This is a genomic window from Pseudomonas poae (assembly GCA_028869255.1).
Lineage (GTDB): Bacteria > Pseudomonadota > Gammaproteobacteria > Pseudomonadales > Pseudomonadaceae > Aquipseudomonas > Aquipseudomonas poae_C.
In genome coordinates, this window is the sequence record CP110972.1 from 5,626,958 (window position 1) to 5,646,400 (window position 19,443).

At 56.8% G+C, this 19,443-nt stretch carries 19 protein-coding genes, 1 tRNA gene and 1 pseudogene; 4 read left to right on the plus strand and 17 right to left on the minus strand.

Going from position 1 to position 19,443, the window contains the following annotated elements; genetic code table 11:
* Positions 1-139: 139 nt before the first annotated feature.
* Positions 140-1,582: an NADP-dependent succinate-semialdehyde dehydrogenase gene (gene gabD, locus LRS56_25520; protein WDU62091.1), complete on the minus strand. Its 1,443-nt coding sequence runs from the start codon at positions 1,580-1,582 to the stop codon at positions 140-142.
* Between the two features lie 371 nt (positions 1,583-1,953).
* Between gabD and LRS56_25525 the strand changes: the two genes are divergently transcribed.
* A tRNA-Arg gene (locus LRS56_25525) sits at positions 1,954-2,030 on the plus strand.
* Positions 2,031-2,086: 56 nt separating this feature from the next.
* Here LRS56_25525 and LRS56_25530 read toward each other — a convergent pair.
* The 3 genes from LRS56_25530 to LRS56_25540 form a co-directional block, all read right to left on the minus strand.
* A complete protein-coding gene (locus tag LRS56_25530) occupies positions 2,087-2,677 on the minus strand; it encodes a hypothetical protein (GenBank protein ID WDU62092.1) in 591 nt (196 codons plus the stop codon).
* Entirely contained in the window at positions 2,674-3,246 is a 573-nt protein-coding gene (locus LRS56_25535; GenBank protein ID WDU62093.1) for an RNA polymerase sigma factor, read from the minus strand. The genes LRS56_25530 and LRS56_25535 overlap by 4 nt, the downstream gene beginning before the upstream one ends.
* Positions 3,247-3,400: 154 nt before the next feature.
* Positions 3,401-5,029 carry a VWA domain-containing protein gene (locus tag LRS56_25540; GenBank protein ID WDU62094.1) on the minus strand — a complete coding sequence of 543 codons (1,629 nt, stop codon included), beginning with the start codon at positions 5,027-5,029 and terminating at the stop codon, positions 3,401-3,403.
* A 273-nt stretch (positions 5,030-5,302) separates the two neighbouring features.
* Here LRS56_25540 and LRS56_25545 point away from each other — a divergent pair, with 273 nt between their 5' ends.
* Positions 5,303-7,162 (plus strand): M10 family metallopeptidase C-terminal domain-containing protein, encoded by a 1,860-nt coding sequence (locus LRS56_25545; GenBank protein ID WDU62095.1) that lies wholly within the window; start codon positions 5,303-5,305, stop codon positions 7,160-7,162.
* Between the two features lie 53 nt (positions 7,163-7,215).
* On the opposite strand, the gene LRS56_25550 is transcribed toward LRS56_25545, so the two are convergent.
* The 6 genes from LRS56_25550 to lepB all read right to left on the minus strand — a co-directional run bounded on the left by LRS56_25550 (position 7,216) and on the right by lepB (position 11,056).
* Positions 7,216-7,866, minus strand: coding sequence for a DUF799 domain-containing protein (locus tag LRS56_25550; GenBank protein WDU62096.1), 651 nt, complete (start codon positions 7,864-7,866; stop codon positions 7,216-7,218).
* Positions 7,863-8,225, minus strand: coding sequence for a DUF4810 domain-containing protein (locus LRS56_25555; protein ID WDU62097.1), 363 nt, complete (start codon positions 8,223-8,225; stop codon positions 7,863-7,865). The genes LRS56_25550 and LRS56_25555 overlap by 4 nt, the downstream gene beginning before the upstream one ends.
* Before the next feature lie 29 nt (positions 8,226-8,254).
* Positions 8,255-8,935 (minus strand): CsgG/HfaB family protein, encoded by a 681-nt coding sequence (locus LRS56_25560; GenBank protein ID WDU62098.1) that lies wholly within the window; start codon positions 8,933-8,935, stop codon positions 8,255-8,257.
* 366 nt (positions 8,936-9,301) lie between these two features.
* The gene (locus LRS56_25565) at positions 9,302-9,736 is read right to left on the minus strand and encodes an RDD family protein (protein WDU62099.1); all 435 of its coding nucleotides are present in this window, start codon (positions 9,734-9,736) and stop codon (positions 9,302-9,304) included.
* Positions 9,737-9,762: 26 nt separating this feature from the next.
* A complete protein-coding gene (locus tag LRS56_25570) occupies positions 9,763-10,242 on the minus strand; it encodes an RDD family protein (GenBank protein WDU62100.1) in 480 nt (159 codons plus the stop codon).
* 28 nt (positions 10,243-10,270) lie between these two features.
* Complete coding sequence (lepB, locus tag LRS56_25575; protein WDU62101.1) at positions 10,271-11,056, minus strand: signal peptidase I; 786 nt, start codon at positions 11,054-11,056, stop codon at positions 10,271-10,273.
* A gap of 207 nt (positions 11,057-11,263) precedes the next feature.
* Between lepB and tnpB the strand changes: the two genes are divergently transcribed.
* Together tnpB and LRS56_25585 are read left to right on the plus strand one after the other, a co-directional pair.
* On the plus strand, positions 11,264-11,623 hold the full coding sequence (tnpB, locus tag LRS56_25580) for an IS66 family insertion sequence element accessory protein TnpB (protein WDU62102.1): 360 nt from the start codon (positions 11,264-11,266) through the stop codon (positions 11,621-11,623).
* Positions 11,624-11,641: 18 nt separating this feature from the next.
* Entirely contained in the window at positions 11,642-13,174 is a 1,533-nt protein-coding gene (locus LRS56_25585; protein ID WDU62103.1) for an IS66 family transposase, read from the plus strand.
* Positions 13,175-13,405: 231 nt separating this feature from the next.
* Here LRS56_25585 and LRS56_25590 read toward each other — a convergent pair whose 3' ends face one another.
* From LRS56_25590 to LRS56_25620, 7 genes and pseudogenes are all read right to left on the minus strand, one after another.
* The gene (locus tag LRS56_25590; protein ID WDU62104.1) at positions 13,406-14,041 is read right to left on the minus strand and encodes a DUF2625 family protein; all 636 of its coding nucleotides are present in this window, start codon (positions 14,039-14,041) and stop codon (positions 13,406-13,408) included.
* A 3-nt stretch (positions 14,042-14,044) separates the two neighbouring features.
* Positions 14,045-14,338 (minus strand): annotated as a pseudogene (locus tag LRS56_25595) (NucA/NucB deoxyribonuclease domain-containing protein).
* Between the two features lie 99 nt (positions 14,339-14,437).
* Complete coding sequence (locus tag LRS56_25600) at positions 14,438-14,641, minus strand: hypothetical protein (protein ID WDU62105.1); 204 nt, start codon at positions 14,639-14,641, stop codon at positions 14,438-14,440.
* Positions 14,642-15,093: 452 nt separating this feature from the next.
* The gene (locus LRS56_25605) at positions 15,094-15,495 is read right to left on the minus strand and encodes a hypothetical protein (protein WDU62106.1); all 402 of its coding nucleotides are present in this window, start codon (positions 15,493-15,495) and stop codon (positions 15,094-15,096) included.
* The gene (locus tag LRS56_25610; GenBank protein WDU62107.1) at positions 15,492-15,851 is read right to left on the minus strand and encodes a hypothetical protein; all 360 of its coding nucleotides are present in this window, start codon (positions 15,849-15,851) and stop codon (positions 15,492-15,494) included. Before LRS56_25610 ends, LRS56_25605 begins: the two co-directional genes overlap by 4 nt.
* 41 nt (positions 15,852-15,892) lie before the next feature.
* The gene (locus LRS56_25615) at positions 15,893-16,282 is read right to left on the minus strand and encodes a hypothetical protein (protein WDU62108.1); all 390 of its coding nucleotides are present in this window, start codon (positions 16,280-16,282) and stop codon (positions 15,893-15,895) included.
* Positions 16,283-16,284: 2 nt separating this feature from the next.
* Positions 16,285-19,437, minus strand: a complete 3,153-nt coding sequence (locus LRS56_25620; GenBank protein WDU62109.1) for a hemagglutinin repeat-containing protein — start codon at positions 19,435-19,437, stop codon at positions 16,285-16,287.
* Positions 19,438-19,443 lie beyond the last annotated feature (6 nt).

The window sequence follows — 19,443 nt, forward strand, 5'->3', positions numbered from 1 at the left end:
TACGTGGCGGGGAGGCAACTACGGCAGCATGCGATGATCGACTGCCACAGCTTTCCCGGTCACTACGAAAAACGTCTTGAAACACGCATAGGGTCAGCGCTCTCGTGCCCTCTGCGTTTGCTGCGAACTCTTGCCGAGCTTAGATGCCCAGGCAGAGGTATTTGATTTCCAGGTAATCCTCGATCCCGTACTTGGAGCCTTCACGGCCCAGGCCCGAAGCCTTGATGCCGCCGAACGGCGCCACTTCGTTGGAGATCAACCCGGTGTTGACGCCGACCATGCCGTATTCCAGGGCTTCGGCCACACGGAACACACGGCCCAGGTCGCGGGCATAGAAGTAGGACGCGAGGCCGAACTCGGTGTCGTTGGACATCGCGATCACTTCGGCTTCGTCTTTGAAGCGGAACAGCGGTGCCAATGGGCCGAAGGTTTCTTCCTTGGCCACGGCAGCGTCTTTCGGCACATTGACCAGGATGGTCGGCTCAAAGAAGTTGCCATCGATGACCTTACCGCCGGCCAACAGGGTGGCGCCTTTGCTCAGGGCATCAGCGATGTGCTCCTGCACCTTGGCCACGGCTTTTTCGTCGATCAGCGGGCCAGTGGTGGTGCCTTCTTCCAGACCGTTGCCGATCTTGAGCTTGGCCACGGCCACCTTGAGTTTTTCGGCGAACGCGTCGTACACCGAATCCTGGATGTACAGGCGGTTGGCGCAGACGCAGGTCTGGCCGTTGTTGCGGTACTTGGAGATGATCGCGCCTTCGACGGCCTTATCCAGGTCGGCGTCGTCGAACACGATAAACGGCGCGTTGCCGCCCAGCTCCAGGGAAACTTTCTTGATGTCCTTGGCGCATTCGGCCATCAACTGGCGACCGATTTCGGTGGAGCCGGTGAACGACAATTTACGCACGATCGGGTTGCTGGTCAGCTCGCTGCCGATATCACCGGCGCTGCCGGAGACCACGCTGAACACGCCTTTCGGAATACCGGCACGCTGCGCCAGCTCAGCCAGGGCGAACGCGGAGAACGGGGTTTGCGACGCAGGCTTGAGCACCATGGTGCAACCGGCGGCCAGGGCCGGGCCGGCTTTACGGGTGATCATCGCGGCCGGGAAGTTCCACGGCGTGATGGCGGCGGTAACGCCGATCGGCTGTTTGATCACGATCAGGCGCTTGTCCGGCTGGTGGCCGGGAATCACATCGCCGTAGACGCGCTTGGCTTCTTCGGCGAACCACTCGATGAAGGACGCAGCGTAGACGATTTCGCCTTTGGCTTCGGCCAGCGGCTTGCCTTGCTCCAGGGTCATCAGGCGAGCCAGGTCGTCCTGGTTCTCGATGATCAGCTCAAACCAGCGACGCAGCTTGTTGGCGCGGTCCTTGGCGGTGAGTGCACGCCAGGCCGGCAGCGCCTTGTCGGCGGCTTCGATGGCGCGGCGGGTTTCCGCAGCGCCCATCTTCGGCACGGTGCCGAGAATTTCGCCCGTGGCCGGGTTGTTGACCTTGATGGTCTGACCGTTGTCCGCATCGACCCAAGCGCCATCGATAAAGGCTTGTTGGCGGAACAACTGGGTATCTTTGAGCTGCATGTCGGCTTTCCTTAACAGCACCGCGCGCACGCGGAGCGAATTAGAGTTGTTGAAAGGCGCCTTGTGGGCTGCCGTCAGGGAAATCAGCCCCAGCACGCACGATTGAGTGAATAGCGCACGGGAGACAGAGCGTTTGAAATCTCAAACGAATCCTAGGATCAATGGGGGTACAGGGCAATAGTCTGTTCGAAAAAAAGAACGAAAACGGCGCATTTGCCGAATTTTTCTGATCAGCGTGTTTCCGCCGGGTTCCAACGTATCGATCACCGACACCCGGCGCAGGGCCTCGGTGGAGCAAATTCCTACTTATAAAGGGCCAAAGACCGGCATGGACGCCCAAGGTCGACATGGGTATGATGTCGCCCGCACAAGCATCCGTAGCTCAGCTGGATAGAGTACTGCCCTCCGAAGGCAGGGGTCGTGGGTTCGAATCCCGCCGGGTGCACCAGACACAAACAAAAAAGCCCCAGGTCTTACGACCCGGGGCTTTTTTGTTGGCGCGGTTTATGGCTTCTGCAACGCCTCCAACCGCGCCGGCAAGTCTTCCTTGGGGAAGCGCGCATGCAGCGCCAGCAGCTTTTCATCCGCCGCCCGGGTTTGCCCGGTCAGGCGCAGGTGCACAATTTCCTGCAACCCTGCTTCCAGCGAAGGCAACGCCGCCGGGGCGCGCTTGCTGAGTTTCGCCGCCGGCGCATCCGCTGACGAGCTGGCGATTTCTGCCTGGGCCGGCGGTGCGACGGCCAATCGGGCCATGGGGGCGGGCGCTGGGGCAGAAAACGCTTGCGGCGCCGGGCGCGCAGCTTCCTGGTGGGGAGCGGAGAAGGTCGCGGGGGAGATCTCCGGTTGCGGCACCGGGGAGCGCATCACCACGCCGATCATCAACGCGACACCGGCAACTGTGGCAAATGCCATCTGCCAGCGCGGTTGTTGGCAGGCTTGCAGCCAGCGTTGCCAGAGGCTCGGCTGCGGCGCCGGGGCTTCGCGGCGGGCGGCGTTGAGGATGAAGGCGTCGAGGGACGCGGGCGGTTCGCCCATGCTGTGTTGACGAAAATGCTGGATCAGCTCGTCGTCAGGCGTGTGTCGGGAATCGGTCATGCGGGTATCTCCTCGGCCAGCAGGCGGCGCAGTTTCTGCTGGGCGTAACGCAGGCGGCTTTTTACGGTTTCCAGCGGGGCGCCGGTGAGCGCGGCGATTTGCGGCACTTCCAGGTCGCCGTGCAGGCGCAGCAGGAAGACTTCGCGCTGGTCTTCGGGCAAGTCTTGCAATGCGGCGTCGAGGCGCGCCTGGTCGCGGCTCAGGCTCAGTTGCTGCTCTGGGCCGGCGCTGTCGTCGGCCTGGGCGTGCAGTTGCTCGTCGTAGCTGTCGTGCAACGGGTTGTGAATGCCGTGCTTGCGCCAGTAATCGATCAGGCGGTTGCGGGCAATCTGGAAAAGCCACGTACGAAAACTTGCTCGCCCCTGTGGTTGCGTGCTGCTGCGGATCAGGCTGAGCCAGGTCTCCTGGTAGATTTCCTCGGCCAGTTCGACCTTGTTGCTCAGGGACACCAGGAACCGGTACAGCCCTTGGCGATGCCGCGCATACAAGGCTTCGAACGCGGCACCGTCACCCGTTCGGTAGCGGGCGAGCAGCGATTCGTCGCTGGGTGATTCATCTGGAACAGCCATGTAGGTCGCGAACTCCTTTTGAGACGTTAAAACCGTTCAGGTGTGGGAGCCGGGCTTGCCCGCGATAGCGGTGGGTCAGGCAACATCGGCGATACTGACCGGCCGCTATCGCAGGCAAGCCAGCTCCCACAGTGGATCGTTGTTTTGTTCGAGATTAGCGTTTGAGGCTCTGTGCCACTTCCACCAGTTGCACAAATTCGTTGCGCAGCCCGAACGGGTCATCGCCGCGGGCCGAGCGCGCCAGTGCGGCGGTGTCCTGCAAACTCATGCTGCCAGTGTAGCGGCCATCACTCTTGAGCTGTTGGGCGAAGGCCGCCACGGCCGCTGAGAAGCGCAGGTCATCACTGGCCGGGGTCGCCTGGTGACTGATTGGCTGCTCAATCAGTTGGCTATCACCGCCCGCCGCCGGTTTGTAGCGCACGCGCAGCATCGCCAGCTCCGTAGATGGGTTTTCAGCCGCAGGTGCGGCGGCGTACCGCAAGGGGTCCAGCCAGCCCCGCTGCCCCTTCGGCACAATTTCGTACAGCGCGGTCACCGTATGCCCTGCGCTAATCTCACCGGCATCGACTTTGTCGTTATTGAAATCTTCACGCTTCAGGGCGCGGTTTTCGTAGCCGAGCAGCCGGTATTCGCTGACCTGGGCCGGGTTGAATTCCACCTGCAGCTTCACGTCCCGCGCTACCACCGCCAGGGTCGAGCCGAGTTGGTCCACCAGCACCTTGCGCGCTTCGCGCAGGTTGTCGATATAGGCATAGTTGCCGTCGCCCGCGTCAGCCAGTTGCTCCATCAGGTGTTCGTTGTAGTTATCCACCCCAAAGCCCAGGGTGGTCAGGGAGACTCCGCTTTTGCGCTGGTTCACGGCCATTTGCTTGAGGCTGTCGAAGTCGCTGATGCCCACGTTGAAATCACCGTCGGTGGCCAGCAGGATGCGGTTGATACCTTTGTCGATAAAGCCTTCGCGGGCCATCTGGTAGGCCAGTTCAATACCGGATGCACCCGCCGTGGAGCCACCGGCGGTGAGTTGGTCGATGGCGTTACGGATTCTGGTTTTTTCGCGGCCGGACGTGGGCTTGAGCACCACCCGCGACTCACCGGCATACACCACCAGCGACACACGGTCCTGATCGCGCAACTGCTCCACCAGTAATTTCAGGGTGCTTTTCACCAGCGGCAAGCCCTCGCGGCGGTCCATGGAGCCGGACACATCTACCAGGAACACCAGGTTGGCCGGCGCCAGGTCGGCCACGGCGCGGTCCGAGGCTTTGATGCCGATGCGCAGCAACCGGGTATGCGGGTTCCACGGCGTGGCGGCGAGTTCGGTGGTTACGCCAAAGGGCGAGCCGTCGGTAGGCAAGGCGTAGCTGTAGGGGAAGTAGTTGAGCATTTCCTCAAGTCGCACAGCACCTTCGGGCGGCAGACTGCCTTGGTTGAGGAAGCGTCTTACGTTGGCATAACTGCCAGTGTCCACATCGACACTGAAGGTGGATACCGGCGTTTCAGCCACGCGATGCACCGGGTTATCCGGCAGGTTTGCGTATTGTTCACGCGGCTCGCTGCGGTATGGCATCGCCATCGAGTCCTGCATGACGCGCCGTAACGCCATCGGGGCCGGAAGTGGTTTTTTCAGCGTGCCTTGCACAGGCTCGCTAAGCAGTTCCGCGACCGGTGAAGCCTGTTCCGGCTTGGCCGCATCGCGGGACGAGGACAACCCACAACCGGCCAGCGCAAGAAGCAAGGTCACGGCAAAACCGTGGGCCGTAGGGTGTAAATGAGGACGGGGCATTGGCTTAACCTCGGGAATGAATAATCCGCTCACAAGGTCAGACGAAAGGCTTCAGGGGTTCGGGTTAATACCCGAAAAATGATGTATGGAAAAACCCGGATGCTGTTTATCGAGCATTGACGGGGGGCAGGCAGAAAATTAAACATCTCGTAAGAAAAACAGACGCCTGTTACCCCTGAAATGAAGACTCACTCCGACACAGATAGACCTTTGGAAACTGCTCCCGACATTGGCAGCTTTGCACTTCGCAACAGTGAGTATGCGGACCCAGCCATGGAAGGAAAAAGCAAATCTCCAGTAGGGCTTATGACAATGAGAATAAATTCTGGACCCCCTTTCTATCCCCTCCTCCCGGCGGCCAGCCAACTGATTCAGGGCTCCTCTCCATTAAGAAAAATCTTCCGGCCCTTTATTCAACCCCGCACTCAGCATCGCTATGTGCAGTCGCCTAAACAGCCGAACATACAGCGCAATAGTCGGTGGGACGCCTCTGCCTCAAGCCCTCGCAACGCACTTGGGGATAACTATGATGCCACTCGGCGCACGGACGACCCGTATATAAACAGAGCCAACCGACAGTCCTTTGATAAACAACGGACCCTTGAGCAACTCACTCGGCACACACCGACATGGCAGGACTCGAACAGAAACAACAAAACCGAGATTTCCTACCACTTCCTCAATAATGGGTGGGGCATCGGGTTCAACGAACACCAGAAAAGAGAAGCCCGGCGCTCCATCCAGTCCTGGGGGGATGTGGCCAATCTGGACTTCACTGAAGGCGGCCCCCGCGCAGAAGGACGGTTGACTTTCCGCATATCCAATAACGTCAGCGTTGCCGACGGCGCCTACCCTTACAGCACCTACGAAGGCAGTGTCGGCGGTGATACCCGCTACAACCCAGCATTTGTGACACGCAAAGACCTGACCCACGAAATCGGTCACGCCCTCGGCCTGAGTCACCCGGGGGATTACGACGGTCATCCAGACGATACGAAACGAGTCTATGCCCAAGACTCCAAAGCCCATTCCGTCATGAGCTATTACAACACCCAAAGCAGTGGCAAAAATGCCAATGACGATCCCACGGCCCCACTGATGGATGACATCAGTGCCATTCAACACAAGTACGGCGCGAATTATAAAACCCGTCGGGAAAACAACACCTATGGTTTCAACTCCAACACCGAGCGGGATTACTACTCACTTAACAGCCACCGCGATATGGCCTCCTTTTGTATATGGGACGCCGCCGGCAACGACACACTGGACGTGTCGGGTTACCACCAAAACCAAGTCGTCAACCTGCGGGCCGGTTCGTTTTCCGATGTGGGGGGCTATCAAGGCAACGTTTCTATCGCCCGCAACTGCGTCATCGAAAATGCCATTGCCGGCTCGGGCAATGATGTGCTGATCGGTAACCAAGCCGATAACCGGCTCACTGGTGGGGGCGGCGGTGACCGCATGCGTGGGGGTGGGGGCGCGAATACTTTTGTGTATAACCACGCCAGCGACTCCTCGCCTGGCAACCCCGATGAAATCATGGACTTCACCAGCGGTACCGACACAATCGATGTGTCGCAGGCGTTGAGAAATGCAGGTCTGTCAGCTCTTTCGTTTGTCAGTAACTGGAGCGGCAAAGCCGGCGAGGCAATCCTCAGCTATAACGAGAAAACCGGTACGGGCTCCGTATCCATCGATACGACGGGGGATGGTAAAGCCAACCTGCTGATCAAGACCCATGGGCAAGTCAAACCCGAGGATGTCATCCACGCCCGTAACGCCACGCCGGCACCGCGGGTAAAACGCACAACGCCACGCGTCGATACACCTGGGACAAGACCTGCGTTCATCTTCACCAAGGCCAGCGAATCAAGCATGGCCAATTCCCGGATGTTGACGGATTTCGTCAGCGGTGAAGACAAGATTGATCTGCGGGGCGTGCAGGAAGAAGCCAATACGCGCTTCACGCTCGTAAAGGCATTTACCGGGCGCATTGGCGACACCGTGGTGACGTTTAACACGCACACCCAACGCTACTTTATCGCCGTGGACCTGACCGGCAACCGCAGAACGGACTTCCTGGTGAGAAGTACGCAACGGATCAGGCCGGGGGATGTTATTGCGGGTTAATGGCCACCGAAGCCTTTGCTGGCCTGGGAAGGCCAGCAAAGTATTCTTTCGGCTCAGTCCGTACCGTACTTCGGATTACGCGGGCCATACAGAATCCCGGCGCGTTGCCCCGGTGACAGCAGGCGTGCGCTGGTGATGCCGGCAATCGGGTGCGCCGCATCGGTGGAGCTGTTGATCACTTGCTTGACCGCCGCCGTGATCAGCATGCCGATCAGGCCGCCGCTGTTGTTGTTGCCTTCCTCGCTGGAAGCACGCGCCGAGCCGGTCCACAGGGTGGTGCCGGTGCGCAGGTCCACCAGTTTGGCCGAGGCCGTCACGGCGGTGTCGCTGGAGATCAGCATGTACTTGGTGCCGTACTCGCTGACGGTGATGTACAGCGCCGCATCCGCGCCGAAGATGTCATGCAGCTTGGTCGCTGGCACCGCCTGGATATCGTTGGCGGTGGTCAGGCCGTTCTGGCGGAACGTTTCGTCCACCAGCGCAATCGGCAGCACGTAGTAGCCGGCTTCGGCCAACGGGTACGTCACCTGGGAAACCAGGCTGTAGGACGCCTGCACTTCCGGCGACTCATTGAGCGGCGGCAATACCAGGATCGACTTGGGCCGCGCCTGTTTATATGCCGTGTAGTCAATGGTCTTGGGGGCTGCGCAACCGCCGAGCAAAGCCAGGGCCAGCAAGGCGCCAGTGAGTTTCAACAGGCTCATTTGGTGGCGACTCCGGTCTTGGCGTTTTTCAGCAGAAAGTCCATGTACGACGCGGACTCAGGGAACAGGGCCTTCTCGGTGCGGAACTCCTGCACCATCTGGTCATCCTTGCCCATGCTCAGGTACAGCATGCCCAGGTGCGCGTGGTAACCCGGCGGCGCCTTGCGGCCACTGGCGTTGATCTTTTGCAGATCGCGCTCCAGTGCCTCCACCTGCGCCTCCTTGGGCTCGCCCTTGAAGTACTCGTAAACCTGCGGCTGGTAGCTTTCCCATTGATACAGGGGCTGGGGCGCCGTTTGGCACCCGGCGACCGCCGCGACTGCTGTCAGCATCAACGCCAACTTAACTGCCTTGCTCATCCGTGTACTGCTCCTTGAAGTGTTGCTGATCAGTTGCGCGGGTTCCAGGCGCCGGCGTTGATGCCGTCGACGAGGCGGTTGATGGCTTCGCGCATGGCCAGGTCCAGGACCTTGCCATTGAGGGTGGAGTCGTAGCTGGCGGTGCCGCCGAAACCAACCACTTCGCGGTTGGACAGCGCGTATTCACCGGCGCCCTGGGTGGAATACACCACTTCGGAGGTGCTGATGTTGACGATATTCAACGCGACTTTGGCGTAGGCCACTTGGGTCTTGCCACGGCCTAGAATGCCGAACAGCTGACGGTCGCCGGTTTCCTTGCGGCCGAACTCGGTCACATCACCGGTCACCACGTAGTCAGCGCCCTTGAGCTTTTGCGCGGTGCCTTTGATCGCGGCTTCCTGGGAGATTTCGCCCATGTTGTCGCGGTCCAGCACGCTGAAGCGGTTGGTCTGCTGCAGGTGGGTGATCAGGATGGTCTTGGCCTGGCCACCGAGGCGGTCAACGCCGTCGGAGAAGATGCCGCGCATGTAGCTGGAGCGGTTATCGAACTTGCCCACGGCAATCGGCACGCGCACGCCGGAATAGGCGACGTTGGCGCTGGCGACTTGTTCCACCGGCAGGGCGCGGTTGCTCTCCGTGGCGCAACCGGCCACGGTCAACAGCGCTGCGGCGGCAATGCCCGACAGCAGGATTTTGGACAGTGTTTTCACAGGGTGCTCCTAAGTGGTGAAAATCCAGGGTGATCGCGTCGACACGCCCCCTCAAGGCTGAGGGTGTCGAGGCTATGGGTAACGGTCTTGGGAATCATGACCAGCGCCGCAGTAGAGAGTTATGCGGCTTGGAGGCACCGCCCGCGATGGGGCAGGCGGCGAGGACTACGGCAAACGCACGCATGTCTGAATTCATCCCTGAAAAGTATCGAGCTTTAAACAATCGCGGCATTTTACGGAGTTGAAAGGCGTTCTCAAGCTGTTTTGCCGCTTAAATAGTGTCGTTTTAATGGCACTGCCACCCGAGAGCGCGGCGAATGTTTCTAAGGCATTGTCCGGAAAACGAAAACCATCAACCCGCCCTGCTCATACATTGATAACAATCGTCTTGGCCAACATATCGCCCAGGCGACGGCGCAGGCCAAACAACGCAAAAAGACCGTCCAGCACGCTGAACAGCGGCTTCGGCAGGTTGCGCAGGAAAGACTGGAACAGCGTGCAATTGGTGGGGTACGGGTAACCCACTACCGCCATGCGGCACACGCGCTTGCCCAGGCTCTGGCCATTGGGCAAGGCATCGCAAAACAGCAGGTAACCGAACGCCAACAGGGTCAGCACGTAGCCGACGCCTTGTAAAAACATCATGCCGGCGGCCGAGTAGAAATACAGCGAGACATAGCCCAGCATGCTCTTCAAAAACAGCAGACAAAACACCACGCCCATGTCGATGAGGTAGCCGAGCAGCCGTTTGCCAGGGCTGGCCAGGTTGTAGCTGTCGGTGGTTGATACTGAAGTGTTCATAACGTCCTTATCCGCAGAGTAAGCCATCAGCCGTGGGTTCTTCCGTTGTCATAAATGTCCGCAAGGCTGCGCACGCTGGTCAGGTTGCCGGTCTGGATCACGATGGTCTTGGCGAACATATCGCCCAGGCGTGTCCTCGACTCCATGAATATCCAGACCCAGTCGATGACCACCAGCGCCCCGGCGTTGCGGGTGAACGCCTGGGAAATGCTGCAGCCTTTGCGGGTCTTGCGGTCGACCGCGGCAATGCTCAACAAGCGCTTGCCCAGGCTTTGGCCGTTGGGCAGCGCATCGGCCAGCAGGAAGTAGGCAAACGCTGCAAAAAATGCCGAGAGAAAGCTGGCCTTGGGCGTTACCGCAGGCACATAAGCCGACAGCGCGCCGGCGCTGAACTTGACGATGAAAAAGATCAGCACCGCGACGGCGCAGTCGATAAGGCGTGCGGCCAGGCGACGGCCGATACTGGCCAGGATGGTCGGGCGGGCGGCGGTATTCTGTGCATCCATTCGGTATCGCTCCAGCTTCAAGAAAGTATCAAGGGAAAGTCGTGCCGATCCGCGCCCAGTCTTTGGAGAACCAGATACCGGTCACCTTGCCCACCACATCTTCAACCGCGACCTGCCCCATGAAGCGGCTGTCATTGCTGTTGTAGCGGTTGTCGCCCAGCAGGTAGACGTGCCCCGGCTCAACCTTGACCGGCGCAAGCGTCAGCGACTCCGGGCCTTTTACCCGGTCGGCCGGTGCATGAAACAGCCCGAGGTTTTCGCCGTTGCGGATCAGCTCGCCGTTGACGATTTCCAGGGTGTCACCGCCCACACCCGCCACGCGTTTGACCGCTTCGGTGCCATTCCAGCGGTACACCACGATATCCCCCACCTTGGGCGGCCCTGCCTGCAGGTTCGTAATGATGTAGTCACCAATGGGCAGCGTCGGAGCCATCGAGCCCGATGGGATCAAATAGTTTTTGAACCCCAGCAACGGCACGCGAAATACGTCGACCACCAACACCGCAATCAGCAAGACGCCGACGTAAAGGGCATGGAAACGCTTGCGCGGCACATTGGGCGGGCCACTGTAGCGACGCGCCAACACCGCCGACACGATGGCTGAAGCAAGTTTGACCGTGACCGCGAAGCCTACGAGCACATACAGCCCGACAGGGGTAGTGGCCAGCCCCAGCGCCCCCATCAGCACGACCCCGGCGAATAACACCACGGCGACCCGGATACCCCACTTGATACGGCCGACGTACACCAGGCCCCAGCCGGGCACCAGGCAGGACATCAGGAAGGCCTGCAGGGAAAATTTTACCGGTTTCATTGATCGTCCTTGAGGGGATAAAGGCCAGTGGCAGAGCACCTGACCTGACGCGAATTTGCCGCAGAGTTTGCCTAAGATGCTTCACCTAAGTCCAAGGAAAAGCCGCACAAGGTCGAGGAATTCGTAAGCGCTCCATGAACCCCACATTCAAAGCCGCCACCTGATCCCGATGCTGTGCTCCCGATTCTTTTCCGGAGCCCGCACCTCATGATGCGTCCCGACGCCAAAGTCGAAAAAGTTTATTTGTACCCCAAACCTGTGGATTTCCGAAAATCCATCGACGGCCTCGCCGCTCTGGTCGAACTGGACATCAAGGTCGCGGTGTTTGATCCGGTGCTTTTCGTGTTCCTCAACAAGCCTCGAAACCGAGTGAAGATTTTATATTGGGAACGCAACGGCTTTTGCCTTTGGCTAAAGCGCCTGGAATCCGAGCGCTTCAAAACATCGCCGGATTGTTCGGATGAAGCCATCGTGCTGACGGTTCAAGAACTCAACTGGTTATTGGACGGTTTTGATTTGTGGCGCAACCGTCCGCATCAAGTTTTGACGCCTCGATTCGTCGCCTGATTCGGTATAATCCAGGGCATGATTTCCATGCCCAAAGACCTTCCTGACGACCCTGTTCTGCTCAAGCAACTGCTTGAGCAGATGCTGAGTGAGCGCGAGTCGGATAAGGGCAAGATCGTTCATCTCGAGGAGGAAAACGCGCTGTTGCGTCAGCGCCTTTTCGGGCGCAAGTCAGAGCAGACGGCCGATCCCGCGGCCCCGCAAATGGCCTTGTTCAACGAAGCTGAAAGCGTGGCCGAGTCTGTCGACGAAACGGTGGAAGAAGAGGTCGTAGCTCCGACCAAACATCGCGGTAAACGCAAGCCTCTGCCCGCCGATCTTCCGCGCATCGAAGTCATCCACGAACTGCCCGAGCACGAGCTGACCTGCGCCTGCGGTTGCCGTAAACACAGCATTGGCGAGGAAATCAGCGAGCAGCTCGAGATTGTGCCGATGCAAATCCGCGTGATCAAACATGTCCGCAAGATCTACGGTTGTCGCGATTGCGAAACCGCACCAGTTACAGCGGACAAGCCCGCTCAACTGATTGAAAAAAGCATGGCTAGCCCAAGTGTCCTGGCGATGCTGCTGACGACCAAATACGTCGACGGCTTACCGCTTCACCGCTTCGAAAAAGTGCTGGGCCGCCACGGTATCGATATCCCACGTCAGACGCTGGCTCGATGGGTTATCCAGTGCGGTGAACACTTGCAGCCGTTGCTGAATTTGATGCGCGACCGGCTACTGGAAAGCCGTGTCATCCACTGTGACGAAACGCGTGTGCAAGTGCTGAAAGAACCTGATCGAGAACCGAGCAGCCAGTCCTGGATGTGGGTTCAAACCGGCGGGCCGCCTGATAAGCCGGTCATTCTTTTTGACTACTCGACCAGCCGGGCGCAGGAGGTTCCGTCGCGCCTGCTCCAAGGTTATCGCGGCTATCTGATGACCGATGATTACGCTGGTTATAACGCCTTGGGCGCGCAATCCGGTGTCGAACGTTTAGGCTGTTGGGCACACGCTCGACGCAAGTTCGTCGAGGCGCAAAAGGTGCAGCCGAAAGGTAAAGTCGGGCGTGCCGATATCGCCCTAAATCTGATCAACAAGCTGTACGGTATCGAGCGAGATTTAAAAGAAGTCGGCGATGAACATCGCCACGAAAGCCGACAGCAAAACAGCCTGCCGGTGTTGGCGCAGTTGCAAACATGGCTGGAGAAAACCCAGCCACAAGTGACGGCGCAAAATGCACTGGGCAAAGCCATCAGCTACCTGGCCAGCAACTGGATCAAGTTGGTGCGCTACACCGAAGCCGGTTACTTGCCGATCGACAACAATACGGCAGAGCGTGCGATCAGGCCCTTCGTGATCGGGCGCAAGAACTGGCTGTTCAGCGACACGCCCAAAGGCGCGATGGCCAGCGCTCAACTTTACAGTTTGGTAGAGACAGCTAAAGCCAACGGCCAAGAGCCCTATGCGTGGCTGCGCCACGCACTTGAGCGCCTGCCACAAGCCTCGAGCGTAGAAGACTTCGAGGCCTTGCTGCCGTGGAACTGCGCGCCGCAAACCCCAAGATAGCCATAGATCCCACCTTTAAAATGTGGGGGTCATGGAGCGCTTAAGATCAGTTGCCCAAGAGCCAGCAGAAATTTGTTGCGCAGATGCTCGATGCCCTGATCGTTCAGGCCACGATTAAAGCGAGCAGCGAAGGAAGGGAGGTTTTGCAGTAGGCAGATAAAACAACACCGGCACGATGCCGGTGTCAGATCGAGTATGATTCGATATAAATCTATTACCCGTTATAAAAATTTAGCTGTCAATATTTAATCTAATCTGGGCACCGTCCGGCAGCTCTTTAATTTGACTGGCTATATCTGCTCTAAATCTCATTCCCTCTACAGCATCAGCCAAGTACAAATTATCCAGCACAAACTCACCACCCAGTACGAACGGCACCTTAGGTAACAAACGCTTCCCGGCAGCGAGCTGACCGTTCTGCTTTTGCCATTGATGCGCCAACGGATAGCCCGTAAGTACCTCATAATCACTGAGGAGAATTTGCGCCCAGCTTTCAATATCATCAGCCAAGTATTCTAACGAGCCTGTTTCGGGGTCAAAGGTATAGACCTTGCTATCTTTAATGCAGAACTGCCCACCAAAAACATCTTCAGCAAAAAAAAGACAACCATCGGCCAGGCCTTTGTAGCCACTGCGCCACAGAGCACTCTCGTTCCAATCACCAATGCCAATTTCGTTCTGACTAGAGTGTGTTGGAAATACATGCAAAGCACTTTCTAAAGCATAAAAACCATTACGCTGACACAGCATTCCCAAAAGTTGATCAGCTAAAGTGCCTGCCAATCTACGCGATTGCCCTAACATTTCCGGTTCATGCTCGCTCAAAGATGAACTTGCGTTCGATAACAATTTATCCAAACTAGCCATATTCTAATCCACCACGTCTATTCGAACCTTCGCTCCGTTTGGCAACCCTCTACATTGAGCACCAATACAAGCACCAGCCCCACGATTGTCGCTAGGGTTGATATGTCTTACAGAGGCCCCTTGACCACCTTCTTGGAACATTGCAGGTGGGTACTCATCACGATCAAGACCTGGTTTGGTTTCAATACCGCGCAAAGATTCACGCCTATTTGATGCCGTATTCGCGCGATCTATGATCAGGGTGTCAGGCTTACCCGCGTCAATAGCGTCTTCGATGTGTTGTGCTGACTCAGGAAAGCGGCTTTTGCTGCCTGTTACAACCTTTTCAACATCACTCCCAGCGGCACCTGTCGCTTTTGCACCAAAGGCAAACTGAAATTATGCCAATTAAATACTCTAACCCATCCATCTCACTCCAAAATCAACTAACTGAGCTTGAAGCTCTGCCTCATGCTCGAACCAGTAGTCAAACCCTTCAGCATCACTTCTCTTCAAGTAAAGATAATACCCGCCAGTGTCGCCATCACGATCGTCAGTAACAACAATTTCCCAGCCAGAATATTCGCCAGTGACAACAATGCCCTTACGAGCTATAGACATATCGATATCCTAGTCCGCATAGGGAACATCATTGTTAGAAATATATTTACCAGTCACAGGATCCTTAACTCCAAAATGAACATGCGGAACTCCTGGGGCATGTGCTCCTGATATAGATCCTGAGTCGATACGGAACTCCTTGGTGCCATCAGCGCTGTGAAACACCCTAGAGCCGGGCTTACCGATTTCCCTGTACTCGGGAGCGAGATATTTTTGCCCTGCCGATAGAGCCTCATCGGTTGTGAGCGTCATAGAGCTCTTGAAATTTTTCTTACCCGATAGAGTTTCATTGATAACTTGATCTACACGCTGCCCAGCACCTGCTTCGAGTTGAGTCTGTTTTTCAGCATTAACAAAGGTTTTCCAGTTTTCAGTAGGACCAGCTAGTGGAGCGCGTGGAGTAGCTGTCGCTTTTGCACCTAACCCTGCGTTCTACTTGCACCTTTTTTGTTCTAAACATTTAACACCGATGAACCTACATCACCAGAGCTTAAAAACTCTTGAAAACAGGAAATAACGACCCCTATATCTCTTGTAATTAAACTCGCCTGATAGCAATCACCCAGGACATCAATCAGTTTTGTTCCAGCCGACGTATTATTAAGGGTACGCACAACGTGCACCCCATCATCCAGATATTGATTTAACATCAGAAGATAATTTCCAGAATCGGCATAAAGATTGATTTCGTAAGGCCCAGCTTCAGGTACAGGGGTAATAGACAATGAAGTGACGCCATCGAATTTACTATATTCATATATAATGGATTTAACATCTTCCATAGTCGGCTGATGAACAAGAGGGGTTTGCAATCTACCGTGTTCAGGACTAAGCGTATACCCTCCAAGCATCATCTATTTTTCTCCTTTATGGACTTCATACCTGACGCCCAGTAATAGTTTTTCGGAAGTCCTGTTTTATCATCTATAGCTCTTACGGTTAAAGATTTCAACTCAGCCTTTTCTGCGGCAGCGGCTAGGTCACCTTTGCAGAATCCGCATACATCCTTTCCTGCGACTGTCATGGATATGTCCGCTCCGGCGGTTTTACCAGAGCCATATGCTTGCTGAATCACACCAATTTCAGCGTGGGCATCTTTCATATTTCCGTTTGGATAAAGCTTGCCAGGATTCGTAGCGGCTTTATCTGCAATTCTATCCGTGATCAGCGAAGGTATTTTTGGGTCCGCTTCATTGAGCGGACGAAGCATGCTTGTTGCATTCGCATTCTTGGACGCAGCGTCTTTTGGACCTACAAGTAATCTAGCCAGTCACCGGACTTAACATTCTGTCTCTTCTTAAGGAAATCCTCGTACCGAACTTTATTTTTTTCAACATCACCCTCAATATCTATAGAAATAAAACCACGCCCTCTCTCCTCTACAGATAAAGCTGTTGGCTTAATCTTCATCGGCGAAAGCTCTATCAAGACCCCTGAAACCTTAGATTTATGAAATATAAAGCTCTTTCCTCCGGCCAAGGGAAGGATTTCATCCATCACAGAAAACATTATTTCAGGGTTAGAAATCTCAATTTTTTCACCATCTTCATAACTTTCTGAATAGTTCTCTGGTATGAGGAAAAGCTTATAATCGATAATAACCAGCCAGCCCTCTAGCTCAACAATATCGCCGATATTCATTATCACTTCCCTATCACAATGGCATTAACGCCTGTTGACATTGCGCCATCTAACAACCCTTGCTGAACACCTCTTGGCCCGACATACGGGTCTCGTGTCATATAGTAACTTACGCCATCAACAGACTTAACACTATCAACAATAATGAAGTGTTTTCCTTGGCCAGCGGGAACCTGAACGATAACACTCGCTCCTTCTTGCAGTGCTTTGTTTAACTGCCCAGGTACCATTGTAGTGTTTATAGTATTTTTAACTCCCGCCTTAGATATCACATCTGATAATTCCAGAGTGTTAACGCCGGTCGGCCTGACCCCGTTTACAAAGCTTCCAATTGCATTGTCAAGGCTAATAGCCGCACCCGTTTTGTCAGTAATTGTCATTGCTGCGCAGGCTGGTCCGCATACAGGGGCGTCACCTTGTAAAACAACCGAGCCCTTTGGTTCATATGGGATCGTTTTAGGCGCAACAGCAATACCGCCTGCGCCATCAACAGCAGCACCTGCTGTCGCTTTTGGACCAGAGGATAACCCTTTTAATCCGTACCCTCCAGCCATCGCCACCGTGATGGCATGCATCGTCATGACAAAGTCATACTGCTGCTCAACTTCCGCCCGCGTCTTTTCAGAGCGGCTCGCGAGGTCCGTTATTACGATGTCGCGCAGAATGCTGTCGTCGTCTAAACCGCGTAATGCAGCCTCGGCATTTTTAGCATCTACCGGGTAAAGTTCTTTATAAAGCAGGCGGGCAGAGACGGGGCCGTCGTATTGCGCAAGAACCTTACGTGCAGGCTCGATCAGACTACCGCATGCCGTACTAGATAAATTCCCGGCGGTACAGGCTCCACGAATCGCTTCATCTCGATCTTTATCGATAGCGTTTATATACGCGAGTTCATCTTTTTCTTGGTCAGTGATGGTGCCCAGCATTTGCTTGCGTGAAAGCACAAACTTTCGGGTAGCTTCCGGCACGCTGAGATAATTGTTTTCAACCGCATTCTTCCCAACCTGCGCGGCGGCCACCGCATTCAGCGCGTCCTTGCCCACCACCGATCCGGAGAGCCCAGCCGCCAACGTCGAGAGACTGGAGATCGTCTGCTTTTGCTCTTGAGTCAAATGTTCGTTACTGACATCGCCATACAGCTTCTCTTTGATCAGCTGTGCGGTTTTCTCCGCCACCACGGCCCCGGCCGCCCCTGCCAGCGCGGAGTTACCACCGGCCCGCGCCAGCACCGCACCCAACACGGCATGAGCCATCAAGTTGGCATTCGGGTCACCCTCGGTGAACTTTTTGACCGTCTGCGCCATATACGGCGCTGCCGCCCCCGCCAAAGCACCCCCTACGCTGCCACCCATCGCCGCTTGCACCACAGCAGTCGCAGCCTGGCTGGCCTTCTGGAAGCTGCTGCCGACGCCATAATCCTGCTGGGCTTGCTGGCTGATCTGCAGCTGTGTCGGGTCGGGGTTACCGTCCTCGATCAGCTTCTGCCGTGTGGCTTTGCTGACGTCGCTGTTGGGGTCGTTGGCCGCCCTGATCCGGGCGTCAGCGATGGCATCGCCAATGCCCTTGGTCAACTCCATCGAGCTTTTGACCAGGTCCATGCGCTCCTGCATGGCTTTCTCATCAGGCTTGTCGAGGTGCTGGTTGGCATTGGCGGTATCGCGGTTCAAGCCGACCAGGTCGTTGGCCCCTTCGGCATTGCGCACCACGATCGTGCCTTCGCTGACGGCACTGCGTGTGTGGCTGTGGTCCGAGTCGTTGAGCGCCAGGCCATACAAGGCACCTGGCTTGAGTGCGCCGACGCCGCCGCTGTAGGAGCCGGAGACGCCTACACTCGCCGATTTGCTCTCGATCTCGCTTTTGTTCTTGATGTCGCTGACCAGCAGCCGATCGGTGAGCAGCAGGTTTCTGTCGGCCGTGGCCTCACTGGCAATCACCGCGCCTTGCAAGGTGGTGTTCTTGGCCACGTCGATGGTGTAGCCGCCCTTGCCGGCGAAGAAGCCGCTCTGGTCGGCGACCGCCTGGTAATCGCTGTTCGTCTTCGACGCCGCCAGGTTTGCCGACGCGGTAACGGTGGAGCCCAGGCAGAACGGTGGAATACAGATGCTCGCACCAAAGCCCGCACTGTCCTGCTTGCTCTTGGACGTGTCGGTGTCCTGGCGTGAGAGGATGTTGAGGTTGCCACCAATATCGGCATCGATCCGCTCGGCACGTACCTGGGCCCCTGCCAGGGTGGTGTCCTGGCCGCTGCGCAGTACCAGCGAGCCGGTGTCCAGGGTGGTATTGACCTGGGTTACCGAGCTGCCCGAGCCGAGGTTCTTGGCGATTTGCGCGCCAAGGTCGAGGGTGAAACCGGTTTGCTCGCCGACGTTGAAACTCACGCCGATGGCGGTTCGGTTGCGCGAGCCGTCATTTTTGCGGTCAGTGGTGTTCTGCGCGCTTTGCAGCAGGATGTTGTTTTTCGCCGAGAGCAGGGTATTGCCGGCTTTCAACGAACTGCCGGTGATCAGCAGATCGCCCGCTGTGCCCGGCGCGTCACCCGCCGCGACAATCGACAGGTTTTCACCCGCATTGAGGCTGCTCTGGTGGGCGGTCTGCGCCGCGTACTCGCTGCTGCTTTTGGTGCGGGTGTTGGCCAGCTCGGTGCCGATCTTGATCAGCGAACCATTACCGGCGGAGCGGCCGGCGTTGTCTTTATCGTCGCTGCTTTTCGACGCAAGATCGCCCAGTTGATTATTGAGGTTGTAGGTCGCCAATGCGGCCTGGGCGACCTTCACTGCCTTCAGGCGCGGGTCATCAGCATTACGGAGTGCTTCGGATGCGTCGCGAATGCTGTTGGCGGTATCGACCACGGAGCCCGCGACCACACGGCCTACCGCCAGGCTTTTGGAACTGTCCTTGCTGGTCTGGCTGGCGGTTTCCATACCGGCCGTGATGCTGACGTTGGCACCACTCAACTGCATGTTTTTGGTGCTGACCAGATCACTGGCAACCACCGCCAGCTCACGCCCCGCCGTCAGCGACACATTGCCCTCGCTCGAACCAATAGTGCTGCCGGTCAGGGTCATTTCATTGGCTGTGCCGTTGTGTTTGGAGCTGTTGATGTACAGCTTCTGGTTGCCGGTCATGTCATCCAGACCGAGCTTGTTGCCGGTCAACACCCC